We start from the raw sequence: 14,668 nt of genomic DNA on the forward strand, positions 1-14,668 counted from the left end.
GGGCGACACAGAATGCGGTTGCTTACCCCGCTGATATCCCCGCAGCGGGCCTCGCGCGCATCAACACACGTAATTTCCTACGTCGGGTTCATTCCGCGCTCGTGATGCTCGCGGGCGACCTGGATCACCCATACGTATCGCGAGGACCACGTCCACGGACATGCCGCTCGCCCTTGCGCCAACTCGGCGCCGTGGGTCCGCTGATGCGCAGTTCCTTCACCACGCCGTGGCCCACGGCCGCGGCGATCTTCGCCAGGATCTGCGATTGCATCATCCGCAACTGGGTTGCCCAGGCCGTCGACTCGGCCGAGATATGCAAGATGCCGTCGCGCAGTGTCGTCGGCTGGGCGTGGCCGGCGATGTCCTCGCCCACCACACGAGCCCAACTGCCGAGGACGGTGCCCTCGGATACGTGCGTCGACCAGCCTCGTTGCTTGGCTACCGCGCCGGTGAGAGCGCCCAGAGGCTGCGGATCCCGGTCGTCTGGTCCGGGGCCGGACCAGCCGCGGCGACGCCGGCGAGGACGCAGGTTCCCGCGCGACGCGCGACCCTGTCCCACTGCCTTGCCGCTGGCCTTGGCCGCTGCTCGAGCTTCCTCGAGCGCGCGCCGTGCGAGGTCGACACCCTTCAGTTCCGGTTCGCCGGACGGCGAACCGTCCTGTGGCCGTGACTCGTCACTCATCGGACCTCCCGACCGATTGTGCGTCTGCCCATTGCACCGATCCCAGCACAGAGATCCGACCGTGGTCGGTGTCTTCCACCTCCACGGGGAACCGCGCGCCGCTCAACTCGTCCGGCACGTCCTCGGGAACAGCCGCGGTGATCAGTACCTGCTCCGCGGTCGCAGCGACCTCCGCGAGCGCAGCGCGGCGACGGCGATCGAGTTCGGCGAAGACGTCGTCGAGCAACAGCACGGGGTCGGTACCGTCCGTACGGAGCAGAGCGAAGGCGCCGAGCCGGAGCGCGAGCGCGAACGACCACGATTCGCCGTGACTCGCATATCCCTTCGCACCGTGCTCGCCGAGGATCAACTCGAGATCGTCGCGGTGCGGGCCCACCAGGCACACACCGCGTTCGATCTCCTTGTTCCGCGCTTCCGCCAGACGGTGCAGGAACACGGTCTCGAGGAATTCACGGTCGTCCGGTGCGGGAACGCGGGCAGGATCGGAGAACTCGTCGGGCAGTGCATCACCGAGGCTGCTGCGATATCGCAGGCGGGCGGGACGGGATTCGGGCGCGATCGAGCGGTATGCCTCCGACACGTGCGGGGCCAGAGCGTGCAACAACTCGAGCCGGGCCGCAAGCAACTCCGATCCGTGTGCGGCGAGGTGCCCGTCCCAGACATCGAGGGTCGCCAGCGCACTCGTACCGTCGGTCGAGCGCGTGCCCCGGCGCAGCGCGCCTCCGGCTGTCTTGAGCAGCGCCGAACGCTGCCGCAGCACCTTGTCGTAGTCGGCCCGGACGCCGCTCATCCGGGGATAACGGGTGGTGAGAAGTTCGTCGAGGTACCGGCGCCGGTCACCGGGGTCACCGCGGACGAGCGACAGGTCTTCGGGCGCGAACAACACGGTCCTCAGAATCCCCAGAATCTCCCTGGGGCGACGAGCCGGCGACTGGTTGATGCGGGCGCGATTCGGCTTGCCCTCGTTGATCTCGATGTCGATGCCCAGCTCACGACCCGCATTGACGACCTGCGCACCTGTGAATGCGCGTGTCGTACCGGCGCGCAGCAGCGGTGTGTCGGACGCGACCCGGTGCGACGACAGGGTCGACAGGTATCCGAGAGCCTCGAGCAGGTTCGTCTTGCCGTGTCCGTTGCGGCCGACGAAGACCGTCGCTCCTGGCGACAGCTCCACGGAGACGGCTTCCCAGGAGCGGAAGTCGCGCAACGAGAAGGTGCGAACGTACACGGACCGTCCAAATCTGGCGCGCCGGTCAGCCCGGCAGGCGCACCGGCATCAGCAGATAGGTGTAATCGCTCTCGGGAGCAGCGAAGGTACCCGAAGCGTCGGGCGACGGTTCTTCCTCGAGTGCGGGCCGGAGCACGGCGGGCCGGCTCGCGGTGGTGAACCCGAACGAGACCTTGTCGGTGTGCAGCGACGTCAAGCCGTCGAGCAGATAACCGGGGTTGAACGCGATGACCAGCGGTTCACCGTAGAACTCGGCGGGATGTGATTCTTCGGCGCGACCCGCATCGTCGCCACCGGCGGACAGGAGCACGCCGCCGTCGGTGAACTCGAGTCGGACCTGAGCGCCACGTTCGGCAACGAGCGCGACACGCTTGATCGCCTCGACGAGCGGAGCGATCTCGACGGTGGCCATCGCTGTGTGCTCGTTCGGCAGCAGCTGGCGGAACTTGGGGAATTCGGCATCGAGGAGCCGGGTGGTGGTGCGGCGGCCGTCGGCGACGATGCCGAGCAGACCTTCGGCGCCCACCGACGAACCGCTACCCAGTGCGAGCTGCACGGGCGAATTCGACGACCCGCCAACGGTTTTTGCAGCCTCCGACAGAGTCTTCGCCGGTACGAGCACTGCGGCCGTGGTGGTGTCCGTGGTCGGCATCCACTCGAGTTTGCGCACCGCGAGGCGGAACCGGTCGGTGGCGGCGAGCACCACGTCGGTGCCGTCGATCTCGACCCGGATGCCGGTGAGCATCGGCAAGGTGTCGTCCCTGCCCGCTGCCACCGCGACCTGGCTGATGGCCTCGGCGAACAGGTCGCCGGCGAGCGAGCCGGTCTGCTGGGGCAGCTCGGGGAGCTGGGGATAATCCTCGACGGGCATCGTCGGGAGCGAGAACTTTGCGCTGCCGCACGTGATGAGTACACGCGTGCCGTCGAGAACCACGTCGACCGGCTTGTTGGGCAGCGAACGGGTGATGTCGGCGAGCAACTTGCCCGACACGAGGGCCTGGCCGGTGGTGATGACTTCGGCCGCCACGTGGACCTGCGCCGAGACCTCGTAGTCGAATCCCGACACGGTCAGGCCCTGCTCTTCGGCTCCGAGGAGGACACCGCCGAGGACGGGCACCGGGGGTCGTGACGGCAGACTCCGGGCAACCCACGCGACAGAGTCGGCGAAGTCCTCGCGAGCAACACGAAACTTCATGCTTCCAAGCTCCATCGCCCGGTGGATCCCTTCGATCGTGGTCTCGACAAGTCGTACGAAGTCTGACACAAGGCCCCGACTCCGCGGGGCGGCGTCGGGGGATGCGGCTCCACGGTATGCCTTCCCTGGCTGGTTGGAAAGCTGGGGCCGGGAGAGGGCACCTCACTCGAGACGCCTGTGGAACAGCTCATCCACACACCTGTTTTTAAATAGTATTTCTCAGAAGAACTCACAGAAGTAGTAATAGGTCCTGTGCAATCTGTGGACCGATCGACGTCTAGGCTGGTGGGGTGCCCTTCTCGAGGCGCCGCACTCGAGGATGAACTCGAGGACTACTCGAGGATGGAATGTGGACTCCTCGAGAGTGTTAGTCCTCTGTCCACCGTCCGTCCACAAAGATCCCATGTTGTACACACCCTTGTCCACAAGTGTGAGTACCCGGACTTTCTCGAGATGCGGGACGGAAACAGGACAGGGAGCGCCCGTGTGGGCACTCCCTGTGGACAGCTTTCTGCGGCGAGGACTACCGCTTGGACCTCTGCTTGATCCGCGCGGTGAGTTCCTGGACCTGGTCGTACACCTTCCGGCGTTCCGTCATCTCTTTGCGAATCTTCTTGTCCGCGTACATAACTGTGGTGTGATCGCGTCCGAACGTCTGCCCGATCTTCGGCAGTGACAGATCCGTCAGTTCTCGGCAGAGATACATGGAGATCTGCCTGGCCTGCGCGAGTGGACGCGCCTTGCCCGGACCGCACAGGTCGTCGATGGACGTACCGAAGTACTCCGCGGTCACCGCCATGATGGTCGCTGCGTTGATCTCGAGAGCCGTCGAATCGGGCATCAGATCACGCAGCACGACCTCCGCCAGCGTCAGATCGAGCGGCTGGCGGTTGAGGGACGCGAAGGCGGTGACGCGGATCAGCGCACCCTCGAGTTCGCGGATGTTGCGTTCGATCCGGCTGGCGATCAGCTCGAGGACGTCATGGGGAACGTTGAGCCCGTCCATGCGCGCCTTCTTGCTGAGGATCGCGATGCGCGTCTCGAGTTCGGGCGGCTGGACATCGGTGATCAGGCCCCACTCGAACCGGGTGCGCAGGCGTTCCTCGAGGGTTGCCAGCTGCTTGGGAGGACGGTCCGACGAGACGACGATCTGCTTGTTCGCGTTGTGGAGCGTGTTGAAGGTGTGGAAGAACTCTTCCTGGATACCTTCCTTGCCCTCGATGAACTGGATGTCGTCGACCAGGAGGATGTCCGTCTCCCGGTACCGCCGCTTGAACGCGACCTTGCGGTCGTCGCGGAGGCTGTTGATGAAATCGTTCGTGAATTCCTCGGTGGAGACGTACTTGACCCGCATACCGGGGAACAACCGCTGGGCGTAGTGACCGGCGGCGTGCAGCAGATGGGTCTTGCCGAGACCGGACGCACCCCAGATGAACAGCGGGTTGTATGCCCGGGCCGGGGCTTCGGCGATCGCGACGGCCGCGGCGTGGGCGAAGCGGTTCGACGCGCCGATCACAAAGGTGTCGAAGGTGTATTTCGCGTTGAGGCTGCTGCTGCCCATGGAGGGCGTCTCGGGAGGTGGCGGCTGCGTGAAGTAGGACGGCCACGATTCGCGGACGGCGGTCAGTGCCTCCCGGTCGTCGTCCACTTCCTCGTGGTCGCCGGGCTCGCCGTCGAGCATGTCGTGGTCGCGGGCTGTGGTGTACCTCCGCCGGAGGTGCCCGATGCCTTCGCCGGGAGCCATGCCGTCGCGGGAGGAGCGACCGTCTCGAGGCGAACCACCGTCTCGAGATCCCGCCGGCTCGCGCCGGGCATCGCGGGCGCGGCTCTCTCCGCTGCGGGTATCCCCGGCGCCCCGGTCCTCGGGAAGGCCCTCGAGGGGCAAAGTGTCGCGGGGTTCCGCGTACGGATCCTCCGCGGGGTCGTCGATGCGTTCGCGCGGCTCGACCCGAACGCCCAGTCCTTCCACGCGATGACCCAGGTAGCGGGTGAGCACCCGGAGAATAGGCTCGCGCAGGTCACGCTCGATGGATTGCTGGGCCAACGTGGACGGGACCGACAGCAGCGCGAAACCCTGGGCCAGCGTGATCGGCTTGACCAGCGCAAGCCACGCCTTCTGGCTCTTGGTCAGCACTCCGTCGTCCGCTGTCAGCTCGGCGACGACGTCCGCCCACACATCGGCAAGCGCGTTCGGCTCGTCGTTCACGTAGCTTCCTCCCACAGGTCGACATGATTTCCACACGATTATCCACAGGTGTGGACAACCGGGGGGGACGACCCGGTGGATGTCTGCAGAAGTGGTGCAACTGTGTGCACAGGTGAAGTGGAAGACCTGATTCGAGGGGCCCGTCGGTGTGCCGACGCTTCGTGATCAGTCTGGCACACGAGATCGGCCCCGCGCGGTGGCGCTGTGCGGCGCGTCAGGAGCGACGGCACGCGACCGGCGGCCGCGCGCATCGTCTATGGACGTGCGGCGAATGGGCAAGACGGCCTATGCGCTGCGGGTTCGCTGACGAAGCCATGCGAGAGAGCGTAACCCACCGTGACGTGGGACACAGGGGTGTTCGGGGCCCGACTTTCGACGGATGTGCACCGCACCCGGGACCGCGCGGGCACAGAGACCGCAGTTTGATTTCGCGTCGGAATCCGCGTAGCCTCGAACAGTCACTCATGCAGAAGTGATAGGTCCGTGCTGCACTCATTGCGCACGGGTCGTGCGAAAATCCGTACACGTTAGACCGATGGCGCCTGCCGGCGTCACATATATCTCGAGGAGTGTTGACCGTGGCTAAGGGCAAGCGGACGTTCCAGCCGAACAACCGACGCCGCGCGCGCGTCCACGGCTTCCGTCTCCGGATGCGGACCCGTGCGGGTCGCGCGATCGTGACGGCGCGTCGCCGTAAGGGCCGCGCCGAACTCACCGCCTGATCCCGTAACGGGAGCTCGGGGTGTTACCTGAGCCGTATCGACTGCGGCGCCGCACGGACTTTTCCGATACCGTCCGTCGCGGTCGCCGTCAGGGGCGGCGGGACCTGGTGATTCACGCTCTCGAGCGTGATAGGTCCGAGTTCTTGGTGAGTGTCGACGGTCCCCGTTTCGGGCTCGTCGTGAATAAGGCTGTCGGGCCGGCGGTGATTCGACATCGAGTCGCGCGCCGGCTTCGTCATATCTGTGCCGGTCTCGTCGAGCGAGTACCCGAGAACACCGACCTCGTGCTGCGTGCTCTTCCGGGCTCGGCGACCGCGGATTCGCGGGAACTCGACAAGCAGCTCCGGTCGGGTCTGACCAGGCTCGGACTTCTTCTCGACGCATCTCCCACCGGCGAGGAGCCGTCCTCCAGCGTCCCTGCCGAGAGTGCAGGCGTCCACGCCGATGCCGGGAAGCCCGCATGACCGCCCCGAATGCGAGCGGAAACACCATCCGTTCGGCGCCGGCAAGGGCATTGATCTTCTGTATCGAGCTCTACCGCACGTACGTGTCGCCTACCCGGATGCCGACGTGCCGATTCGTTCCCACCTGCAGCGAATACGCGGTCGAAGCGTTGCGCGCGCGAGGGTTCGTGGTCGGCACGGCGCTCACGTTGGTGCGGCTGCTCAAATGTGCTCCCTGGCATCCTGGAGGATGGGATCCGGTACCCGAGCGGAGTCATCGGTCGTCCCACGTGGGTACCTGACCGGAGCGAAGACCTGAGACCGACGCCTCTCCGTGGCGACATGGACGACCCGAGGAGTACATAGAGCCGTGCTCGACTTCATCTACTATCCCGTGTCCTGGATCCTCTGGGTCTGGCACAAAGCCTTCTCGTTCGTCCTTGCTCCCGACAGCGGCTGGACGTGGGCGTTGTCGGTGGTGTTCCTCGTGTTCACCCTCCGCGCCATCCTGTACAAGCCGTTCGTCAAGCAGGTCCGCACGACCCGGCAGATGCAGGAACTTCAGCCGCAGATCAAGGCGCTTCAGAAGAAGTACTCCAACGACCGGCAACGCCAGGCACTGGAGATGCAGAAGCTCCAGAAGGAACACGGCTTCAACCCCCTGATGGGTTGCCTGCCGGTCCTGCTGCAGGTGCCGGTCTTCATCGGTCTGTTCCACGTGCTGCGGTCCTTCAACCGCACCGGTACCGGCTTCGGCCAGCTCGGCCTGACGCCGGAAGAGAACGCACGTGTCGGCAACTACGCCTTCAGCCCGGAAGATGTCGAATCCTTCCTGAGCGCGCGTCTGTTCGGTGCCCCGATCTCGTCGTGGATCACTCAGCCGATCGCCTCGCTCGAGGCCTTCGCGCCGTTCGGTGACATCCCTTCGCGGTGGCAGATCGCGGCGGTCGCCGTTCCCCTCATGATCGTGGCCGGTATCGCCACGCACTTCAACGCCCGCGCTTCCGTCGCCCGCCAGAGCACTCAGGCTGCCGCGAACCCGCAAGCCGCGATCATGAACAAGCTCGCGCTCTACGTGTTCCCGCTCGGTGTGCTCGTCGGTGGTCCGTTCCTCCCGATCGCCATCATCTTGTACTGGGTGAGCAACAACGTGTGGACGTACGGCCAGCAGCATCTCGTCTTCCGGAAGATCGATCAGGAAGAAGAAGAGAAGCGGGCAGCGGCGCTCGCACGCCGCAACGAGAACGCCCCGAAGCCGGGTGCCCGTCCGAACAAGGCGAAGAAGAAGAAGGGCGCCGTCGCTGCGGCGGAGAGTGCTCCTGCCGACGGTGCGGCCACCGACGTGACGCCCGAGGTCTCGCTGACCAAGGACGTAGACGCTCAGGCGAACGGCAACTCGACGCCCACGTCCGGTCCCGGATCATCGGCCCCGAAGCCGGGTAGCCGTCCCAAGAACTCCAAGCGCAAGCGGCGCTGACCGAAGTAGAAGAGAGCTGATCATGGCCAGTGACCTGGACAAGGCACAGGAGGACATCGAGGTGACCGGCGAGGCGCGCGAGCCTGAACTCGACACCGACGTGGTCGACGACGAGGACTTGATCGAAGAGGGGGAAATCGCCGGCGACTATCTCGAACAGTTGCTCGACGTGCTCGACTTCGACGGCGACATCGACCTCGACGTCGAGGGTGACCGGGCCGTCGTGAGCATCGACGGCGGCAAGGATCTGAGCAAGCTCGTCGGAACCAACGGTGACGTTCTCGACGCCCTCCAGGAGCTCACACGTCTCGCCGTGCAGCAGGCCACCGGGGAACGCAGCAAGCTCATGCTGGACATCGCGGGCTGGCGTGCGGGCAAGCGCGCCGAGCTGACCGAGCTGGGTACCTCCGCTGCGAAGCGGGTCCTGGCCGGCGGCGGTCGTGAGGAACTTGCCCCGATGACTCCCTTCGAACGCAAGATCGTGCACGATGCGGTCGCGAAGGTCGACGGGGTCTCCAGCGAGAGCGAAGGCGCCGAACCGCATCGGCGCGTTGTGATCGTGCAGGATTGAGCCGTCCGCTTTCGGCTCGAAGAGGGACCCTGAACACTCGGGGTCCCTCTTTTTATTCGATGGAGGCCAGCGGGACCGGCACCGCCGGCACGCCGTCGGCACGAGAGGATGTTTCACGTGGAACAAGACGAGGCAGGATTGCTGGCCACTGCCCAGCAGATCTTCGGCGAGAGATTCGAGCTTGCCGAGCGTTACCATCGCTCACTGTCGGTCGACGGAGTCGAGCGCGGACTGATCGGTCCGCGTGAAGTGTCCCGACTGTGGGAGCGTCACATCTTGAATTGCGCGGTGTTGGGCGAACTCATCCAGGAGGACGAGGCCGTCGTCGATGTCGGCAGCGGAGCGGGCTTGCCGGGTATTCCGCTGGCGATCGCTCGACCCGACCTGAGAATCACACTCGTCGAGCCGCTCTTGCGACGCACGGTCTATCTGGCGGAATTTGTGGAAGCCAACGGTCTCGACAATGTCTTGGTGGTGCGAGGCCGCGCGGAACAGCCGAGTGTGCTTCAGGAAGCCGGCGGAGCCGACGTGGTCACGTCGCGGGCGGTCGCGCCGCTCGCGAAACTCGCCAAGTGGTCCCTCCCCCTGATCCACGAAGGCGGCCGCATGCTCGCGTTGAAAGGTTCCTCGGCGCACGAGGAGATCGAGCGAGACCGAGACGAGCTTGCCCGCCTCGGTGCCGGCAATCTCGAGGTGCTCGAGTGCGGCCGCGATGCGCTTCCGGTTCCGACACTCGTCGTGAAAGCGGAGCGCATGCCACGTCCTTCGCGGCGGAGAAAGAACAAGTAACTGTTCCACGTGAAACGAGCCCCTCACTCCCCTCGCGGAGTCGAGGGGCTTGTTTTGTTCGGGCCGGCGCCGGACATCTCGAGTACCGATCGACCGGGATACCTCTCGAGCTCGAGGCAGTCTCTCGAGTACTGAGTGGCATCCGGAAAAGTTCGGACGGTGTCAAGGGTCGATTTTGTTTCCGTGCGGGCGGGTACCGGAGACCCCTTCTCTTTTCGTCACTGTGACGCCAGATGTGGGACCGTGCCGTGTAAAAGTGGCTCCGGATGAGGGAAATGCTGTGGCACAACGTCTTACGGCGAAGGAATTTCAAATACGTTGCGCAACAAGATGTTCAGATACTCGGAAGTAAGCAGTACCGGTATCTCAGCGACCCGAGCGACACGTGTCGTAGTTTCACGTGAAACATTCCCCACTCCCCCCGGCTCGCAATGTTCCACGTGAAACAAAGAAGCGTTGTTTCACGTGGAACGTCCTGCGGTGTGATCGCGCGGCAGCCACATAGAATGCGGGTGGAATACTGAACCGACCGAGGAAGTGGACGTGAGTCGACGCGTCGAAGCCACGACCAATTCTTCGGACATGCCTCGCCTCCTCGTTGCTCGAACAGGCCGCGTCCCGTGCGCCGTGTCCCCGGAGCGAAGAGGATGTAGCGTGCGGACCGTGCGGATCAAACGTTTAAGGAGCGTTCTATGACGGGTGGATCTGAATCCGCTGTTTCACGTGAAACCGAGGCGATGAACGACGAGTTCTCACCCGTCCCCTTCGATGGGTTTTCCGCGATGGATACGCCGATCGGCGCTGCGGCACATCGCGCGAGTCAGGTGCTCCACCCGAGCGATGCGATTGCTCTCCCGAAGCCGCACGAGCGCCGCGTGTTCACGATCGCGAATCAGAAGGGTGGGGTCGGCAAAACCACGACCGCGGTCAACCTCGCCGCCGCGCTGGCGGTCCAGGGTCTGACGGTGCTCGTCGTCGACCTCGACCCTCAAGGCAACGCGAGTACCGCGCTGGGAGTACCTCATCACTCCGGCGTTCCGTCGAGTTACGAAATCCTCCTGGGCGAGGTCCGCGCCGTCGACGCCGTCCAGCAGAGTCCCCACAGCGAGCGCCTCTTCTGCATCCCGGCGACCATCGACTTGGCAGGCGCCGAGATCGAACTCGTGTCGATGGTGGCTCGCGAAAACCGTCTCCGGAACGCACTCACGAAGGACGCGCTCGGGCCGCGCGAGTACGACTACGTCATCATCGACTGCCCGCCGTCACTGGGCCTGCTGACGGTGAACGCTCTTGTCGCAGCCAAGGAAGTGCTCATCCCGATTCAGTGTGAGTACTACGCCCTCGAAGGTGTCGGGCAGTTGCTGCGCAATATCGAACTCGTGCAGTCGCACCTCAACCCCGACCTTCATGTCTCGACGGTGTTGCTCACGATGTACGACGGCCGCACGAAGCTTGCCGATCAGGTCGCCTCCGAGGTGCGCGCACACTTCGGGTCCGCGGTGCTGCGGTCCGTCATCCCCCGGAGCGTGAAGGTTTCCGAAGCTCCCGGCTACGGGATGACAGTTCTCGACTACGATCCGGGATCGCGCGGCGCGATGAGTTACCTCGATGCGGGTCGCGAGCTGGCGGCACGCGGGATACAGAAGAAGCAGGGGAACGAATGAGTGCGACACGCAAGGGCGGGCTCGGACGAGGCTTGGCTGCTCTCATCCCGACCGGTCCACCGGTAACTGCGCCGGCCACGACAGCGCCCACCTCGACGACCACCACCTCCACGACCACCGAATCGACGACCAGCGCATCGGCACCGGCCGCTCCCGCGCCGCCCGTGAAGCCTGCCCCCAGTCGACGTGCCGGTGCGTCACCGGGAATGTCCTCGTCGCCGTCCGGACTCGGATCCGCCGCAGCGGACCTCATCATTGGCGACGGGAAGCCTGCCTCTCCCGAATCCACGGCGCCGGACACGGAAGGCGACGAGGGTGCGTCCGCCGAGGTCGATCAGGGTCAACTCCCCTCTCCCGCCGGGGCGGTGTACCTCGAGATCCCGATCGACCGAATCGACCGGAACCCGAAGCAGCCCCGTCAGGTCTTCGACGAAGAGGCACTGACCGAACTCGTCCACTCGATCCGAGAGTTCGGCCTGATGCAGCCGATCGTGGTGCGGCGAGCCGACGATGACCGCTTCCAGATCATCATGGGCGAGCGCCGGTGGCGGGCCTCCCAGGAAGCGGGACTCGACACGATCGCCGCGATCGTCCGGGACACCGACGATCACGCGATGCTGCGCGATGCTCTGCTCGAGAACATCCACCGTGTGCAACTCAACCCCCTCGAAGAGGCGGCCGCGTATCAGCAGTTGCTCGAGGAGTTCGAGGTCACCCACGAGGAACTGGCGACACGCCTCGGACGCTCGCGCCCGGTCATCACGAACATGATCCGGTTGCTCAAGCTGCCCATCCCTGTCCAGCGGCGGGTCGCTGCGGGCGTGCTGAGCGCGGGTCACGCGCGCGCCCTGCTCGCGCTCGAAGCCGGTGCCGACGCTCAGGAAGCACTCGCGATGCGGATCGTCGCCGAAGGGATGTCGGTACGCGCGACCGAGGAAGCGGTCATGCTCGCGAACCGCAGTGGTGCTCCCACGCCGTCGCCATCCTCGAAGCGGAAGCCCATCCAGATGCCGGGGTTGCAGGATGTCGCCGAGCGTCTGTCCAACTCCTTCGACACCCGCGTGACTGTGAGTCTGGGGAAGCGCAAAGGCAAGATCGTAGTCGAATTCGGGTCTGTGGACGATCTCGAACGTATCGTGACCATGATGCAGACCGACCGTGAGGTCGGCGCGGATCCGACCGATCGGGCCCGCCAGTCTTGACTTCCCGAGGGGGGTCGGACAAAAGTCTGTGAGAGAAAGACGTGGAGGCGAAGGTATCCCGTGTCGACGCGAGTCACGCCGCTGTCCTTGAGTGCGATCGAGCAGTTGCCTGCGCACCCGAGGCGGTGTGTGTTCTGGGAAATGGATCCGGCGCCCGCCGGTGATGCCCGCAACTTCTGCGATCCCGAATTCGAGAAAGAAGCGTGGCTGTCCATGGTCATGCTCGAGTGGGGGTCGTGCGCACAGGTCGCCACGTTCGGGGACACCGACGACAAAGTGGCAGGGGTGGCGTTCTACGCGCCACCTAACATGGTTCCCCGGGCGCGACTCTTCCCGACCTCACCCGTCAGCGCCGACGCGATTCTGCTCACCACGATGCGCATCGAGCCTCACGCGTCCGACCTGGATGTGGGTGCCGATCTCATCCGCGCCGTCGTGACCGATCTGGTCCGCCGCAACGTCCGGGCGCTCGAAGCGTTCGGGGTGCGTCCGCAGGAGGACGACAGGCCGTCGGCGGGAGACGTGCCCAGCACCACCTCCGCGCGGGAATGCTCCCCTGCCGAATGCATGATCGGCGCCGACTTTCTCGAGGACATGGGCTTCGAGGTGGTCGCCCCGCATCCTCGCTTCCCCCGATTGCGGCTCGAACTCGACCGCGACCACGGATGGAAGGAAGAGGTGGAAGCGGCTCTCGAGCGCCTGATCGAAGCGGCCTCACTGACCGTGGAGGATGTCACCGGGCGCACCGCGGTGGGTGTGCCGTAAAGGTGCCGGCGACCGCGGTGCCGAGTCCCCGGCAGCGAGTCAGCGAGTTTCGGTGATGGAGAGTTCCTCGGCCAGCAGTTCGGCGAACGTGTAGGTACCGGTGGGCTGATCGTCCTGCCCGAGCAGATACAGGCGCTTCACTGCGACCAGGATTGCCTCGGCAATGACGTCACGGGTGCGCGGGTCGGCGAGCAGTGATGCGTCGTGCTCGTTGGTGAGGTAACCGAGATCGATCTGCACGGTGGGCATATTCGTCAGGCGCAGCAGGTCCCAGGTGCGCCCGTGGCTGCGGCAGTCCTGCAGCGAGGTTCGTGCGACGATCTCGCGCTGGATGAACCCGGTCAGTACCTGACCGATCATGGATTCGGAACCGTGCGAGTTGCCGTAGTGGAAGCTGGCGATGCCACTCGCGTGCGGGTTCGAACTCGAATCGCAGCGCAGCGAGATCATGAGATCGGCACCGAACGCGTTGGAGGTGCCGGCGCGTTCGACGTCGGTCGGATCCGCGTGGTACGGGCGCGAGAGGAACGTCTCCATGCCGGTCGCGGCCATGCGGCCCTCGAGGCGGCGCGCAAGATCCCACAGGATGTCGGCTTCCGAGATGGGCCCGTGCGCGCTCGGCACGATGATGCCGTGGTGGGTGCCGCCCAGACCGGGATCGATGACGATGCGCTTACCGCTCAGCTGGGGGCCCGACCGTCGTACGATCTCCTCCTCGCTGATGGCGTGAGGCGATCCGCCCGACACCCGGGTACCGAGCAACTCGAGTGCCCGCAACGTTTCGGGTCCACAGATTCCGTCCGCGGCGAGACCGATCTCGCGCTGGAACGAGCTGAGTCCTTCGTGGGTCTTCTGGCCGAAGTAGCCGTCGACGCGGTCCACGTAGAACCCCAGGTCCTGCAGCCGGGTCTGCAGCGCCGCCACGTCGTCGCCGTACACCGGCGCCGACAGCTGGTACATCAAGGTTCGGGCGCCGAGCCGATACGACGCCTCCTTGAGGGAGCGGTACGTGGCCGCGCCGACGATCCCGTCGACGAGCAGACCGCGCTGCTGCTGGAAGGCGCGCACGGCGCCGTCGAGTTCGCGGTCGAAAACGACGTCGGACCCCATCCAGCTGTCGGAGGAGTCGGGACGGGCGTGCAGGAAACCCAGACCGGCCAGAGTGCTCCGAATCTCGGCGACTGCCGGGCCGTGGTCGCCGTGACGAAGAGGGCGCATGCGTTGGGCCTTTCCGTGCTGACCGGATTGCGCCCGGCACGGGGCAGGGCAGCATCGAACGGAATTATCTCAGATGCGCCGGGAGCCGGGGCCCGGGGCGGCGCATCCGAGAATCGATCCTCGGGACCGTACTACAGGACGTCCGCGAGGTCCCGAAGCAACGCCGCCTTACCCTTCGCCCCCACGATCGTCTTCACGGGCTTGCCGCCGGAGAACAGGATCATGGTGGGGATGGACATGACCTGGTAGTCGCGGGCCGCCGACGGGTTCGCGTCGATGTCGAGCTTGGCGATCGTCAGCTTGTCGCCGTGCTCACCCGCGATCTCCTCGAGAACCGGAGCAACCATCTTGCACGGACCGCACCACGTGGCCCAGAAGTCGACGAGCACGGGCTTGTCGGCCTGCAGCACATCCTCGACGAACGAGGAATCGGTGATGGTGACGGTGTTGGTGTCCTTGACGGCCACGGCTATCTCCTTGTGTCGCGTGTTATCGGGGGGTGGGTG

15 protein-coding genes are annotated in these 14,668 nt (G+C 65.3%); 9 read left to right on the forward strand and 6 right to left on the reverse strand.

The features are described 5' to 3' along the window. Positions 1-124 precede the first annotated feature (124 nt). The 4 genes from TVH25_RS02410 to dnaA all read right to left on the reverse strand — a co-directional run bounded on the left by TVH25_RS02410 (position 125) and on the right by dnaA (position 5,311). Complete coding sequence (locus TVH25_RS02410) at positions 125-682, reverse strand: DUF721 family protein (RefSeq protein WP_169620896.1); 558 nt, start codon at positions 680-682, stop codon at positions 125-127. Next, entirely contained in the window at positions 675-1,910 is a 1,236-nt protein-coding gene (gene recF / locus TVH25_RS02415) for a DNA replication/repair protein RecF (RefSeq protein WP_296551324.1), read from the reverse strand. Before recF ends, TVH25_RS02410 begins: the two co-directional genes overlap by 8 nt. A 25-nt stretch (positions 1,911-1,935) precedes the next feature. After that, entirely contained in the window at positions 1,936-3,120 is a 1,185-nt protein-coding gene (dnaN, locus tag TVH25_RS02420) for a DNA polymerase III subunit beta (RefSeq protein WP_169652309.1), read from the reverse strand. A 508-nt stretch (positions 3,121-3,628) separates the two neighbouring features. Then, a complete protein-coding gene (gene dnaA, locus TVH25_RS02425; RefSeq protein WP_169652310.1) occupies positions 3,629-5,311 on the reverse strand; it encodes a chromosomal replication initiator protein DnaA in 1,683 nt (560 codons plus the stop codon). Between the two features lie 578 nt (positions 5,312-5,889). On the opposite strand from dnaA, the gene rpmH reads away from it, so the two are divergent. The 9 genes from rpmH (at position 5,890) to TVH25_RS02470 (ending at position 12,944) form a co-directional block, all read left to right on the forward strand. After that, positions 5,890-6,033: a 50S ribosomal protein L34 gene (gene rpmH, locus TVH25_RS02430; protein WP_169620900.1), complete on the forward strand. Its 144-nt coding sequence runs from the start codon at positions 5,890-5,892 to the stop codon at positions 6,031-6,033. Positions 6,034-6,053: 20 nt separating this feature from the next. Then, a complete protein-coding gene (rnpA, locus tag TVH25_RS02435; RefSeq protein WP_169620901.1) occupies positions 6,054-6,497 on the forward strand; it encodes a ribonuclease P protein component in 444 nt (147 codons plus the stop codon). Continuing rightward, positions 6,494-6,778 carry a membrane protein insertion efficiency factor YidD gene (gene yidD, locus TVH25_RS02440; RefSeq protein ID WP_169620902.1) on the forward strand — a complete coding sequence of 95 codons (285 nt, stop codon included), beginning with the start codon at positions 6,494-6,496 and terminating at the stop codon, positions 6,776-6,778. The genes rnpA and yidD overlap by 4 nt, the downstream gene beginning before the upstream one ends. A 68-nt stretch (positions 6,779-6,846) precedes the next feature. Next, on the forward strand, positions 6,847-7,953 hold the full coding sequence (yidC, locus tag TVH25_RS02445; protein ID WP_169620903.1) for a membrane protein insertase YidC: 1,107 nt from the start codon (positions 6,847-6,849) through the stop codon (positions 7,951-7,953). A 22-nt stretch (positions 7,954-7,975) separates the two neighbouring features. Beyond that, the gene (locus TVH25_RS02450) at positions 7,976-8,524 is read left to right on the forward strand and encodes a protein jag (RefSeq protein ID WP_169620904.1); all 549 of its coding nucleotides are present in this window, start codon (positions 7,976-7,978) and stop codon (positions 8,522-8,524) included. Positions 8,525-8,632: 108 nt separating this feature from the next. Then, the gene (rsmG, locus tag TVH25_RS02455; protein WP_169620905.1) at positions 8,633-9,313 is read left to right on the forward strand and encodes a 16S rRNA (guanine(527)-N(7))-methyltransferase RsmG; all 681 of its coding nucleotides are present in this window, start codon (positions 8,633-8,635) and stop codon (positions 9,311-9,313) included. Positions 9,314-10,005: 692 nt separating this feature from the next. Beyond that, entirely contained in the window at positions 10,006-10,977 is a 972-nt protein-coding gene (locus TVH25_RS02460) for a ParA family protein (protein ID WP_169652312.1), read from the forward strand. Beyond that, positions 10,974-12,179 (forward strand): ParB/RepB/Spo0J family partition protein, encoded by a 1,206-nt coding sequence (locus tag TVH25_RS02465; RefSeq protein WP_422423274.1) that lies wholly within the window; start codon positions 10,974-10,976, stop codon positions 12,177-12,179. Before TVH25_RS02460 ends, TVH25_RS02465 begins: the two co-directional genes overlap by 4 nt. Before the next feature lie 60 nt (positions 12,180-12,239). After that, positions 12,240-12,944, forward strand: coding sequence for a GNAT family N-acetyltransferase (locus TVH25_RS02470; protein ID WP_422423275.1), 705 nt, complete (start codon positions 12,240-12,242; stop codon positions 12,942-12,944). 39 nt (positions 12,945-12,983) lie between these two features. On the opposite strand, the gene TVH25_RS02475 is transcribed toward TVH25_RS02470, so the two are convergent. Further along, a complete protein-coding gene (locus tag TVH25_RS02475) occupies positions 12,984-14,162 on the reverse strand; it encodes an N-acetylmuramoyl-L-alanine amidase (protein WP_422423276.1) in 1,179 nt (392 codons plus the stop codon). 131 nt (positions 14,163-14,293) lie between these two features. Further along, positions 14,294-14,629, reverse strand: coding sequence for a thioredoxin (trxA, locus tag TVH25_RS02480; RefSeq protein ID WP_169620910.1), 336 nt, complete (start codon positions 14,627-14,629; stop codon positions 14,294-14,296). Positions 14,630-14,668 lie beyond the last annotated feature (39 nt).

Origin of the sequence: Rhodococcus sp. 7Tela_A2 (assembly GCF_049311045.1) — a bacterium.
Classification (GTDB): Bacteria; Actinomycetota; Actinomycetes; order Mycobacteriales; family Mycobacteriaceae; genus Rhodococcus.

Bases quoted from the DNA above. Each gene is read 5' to 3' on its own strand.
- TVH25_RS02410 (WP_169620896.1), bottom strand. From the start codon at position 682: ATGAGTGACGAGTCACGGCCACAGGACGGTTCGCCGTCCGGCGAACCG.
- TVH25_RS02460 (WP_169652312.1), top strand. From the start codon at position 10,006: ATGACGGGTGGATCTGAATCCGCTGTTTCACGTGAAACCGAGGCGATG.
- TVH25_RS02465 (WP_422423274.1), top strand. From the start codon at position 10,974: ATGAGTGCGACACGCAAGGGCGGGCTCGGACGAGGCTTGGCTGCTCTC.
- yidD (WP_169620902.1), top strand. From the start codon at position 6,494: ATGACCGCCCCGAATGCGAGCGGAAACACCATCCGTTCGGCGCCGGCA.
- TVH25_RS02475 (WP_422423276.1), bottom strand. From the start codon at position 14,162: ATGCGCCCTCTTCGTCACGGCGACCACGGCCCGGCAGTCGCCGAGATT.
- rsmG (WP_169620905.1), top strand. From the start codon at position 8,633: ATGTTTCACGTGGAACAAGACGAGGCAGGATTGCTGGCCACTGCCCAG.
- dnaN (WP_169652309.1), bottom strand. From the start codon at position 3,120: ATGGAGCTTGGAAGCATGAAGTTTCGTGTTGCTCGCGAGGACTTCGCC.
- TVH25_RS02450 (WP_169620904.1), top strand. From the start codon at position 7,976: ATGGCCAGTGACCTGGACAAGGCACAGGAGGACATCGAGGTGACCGGC.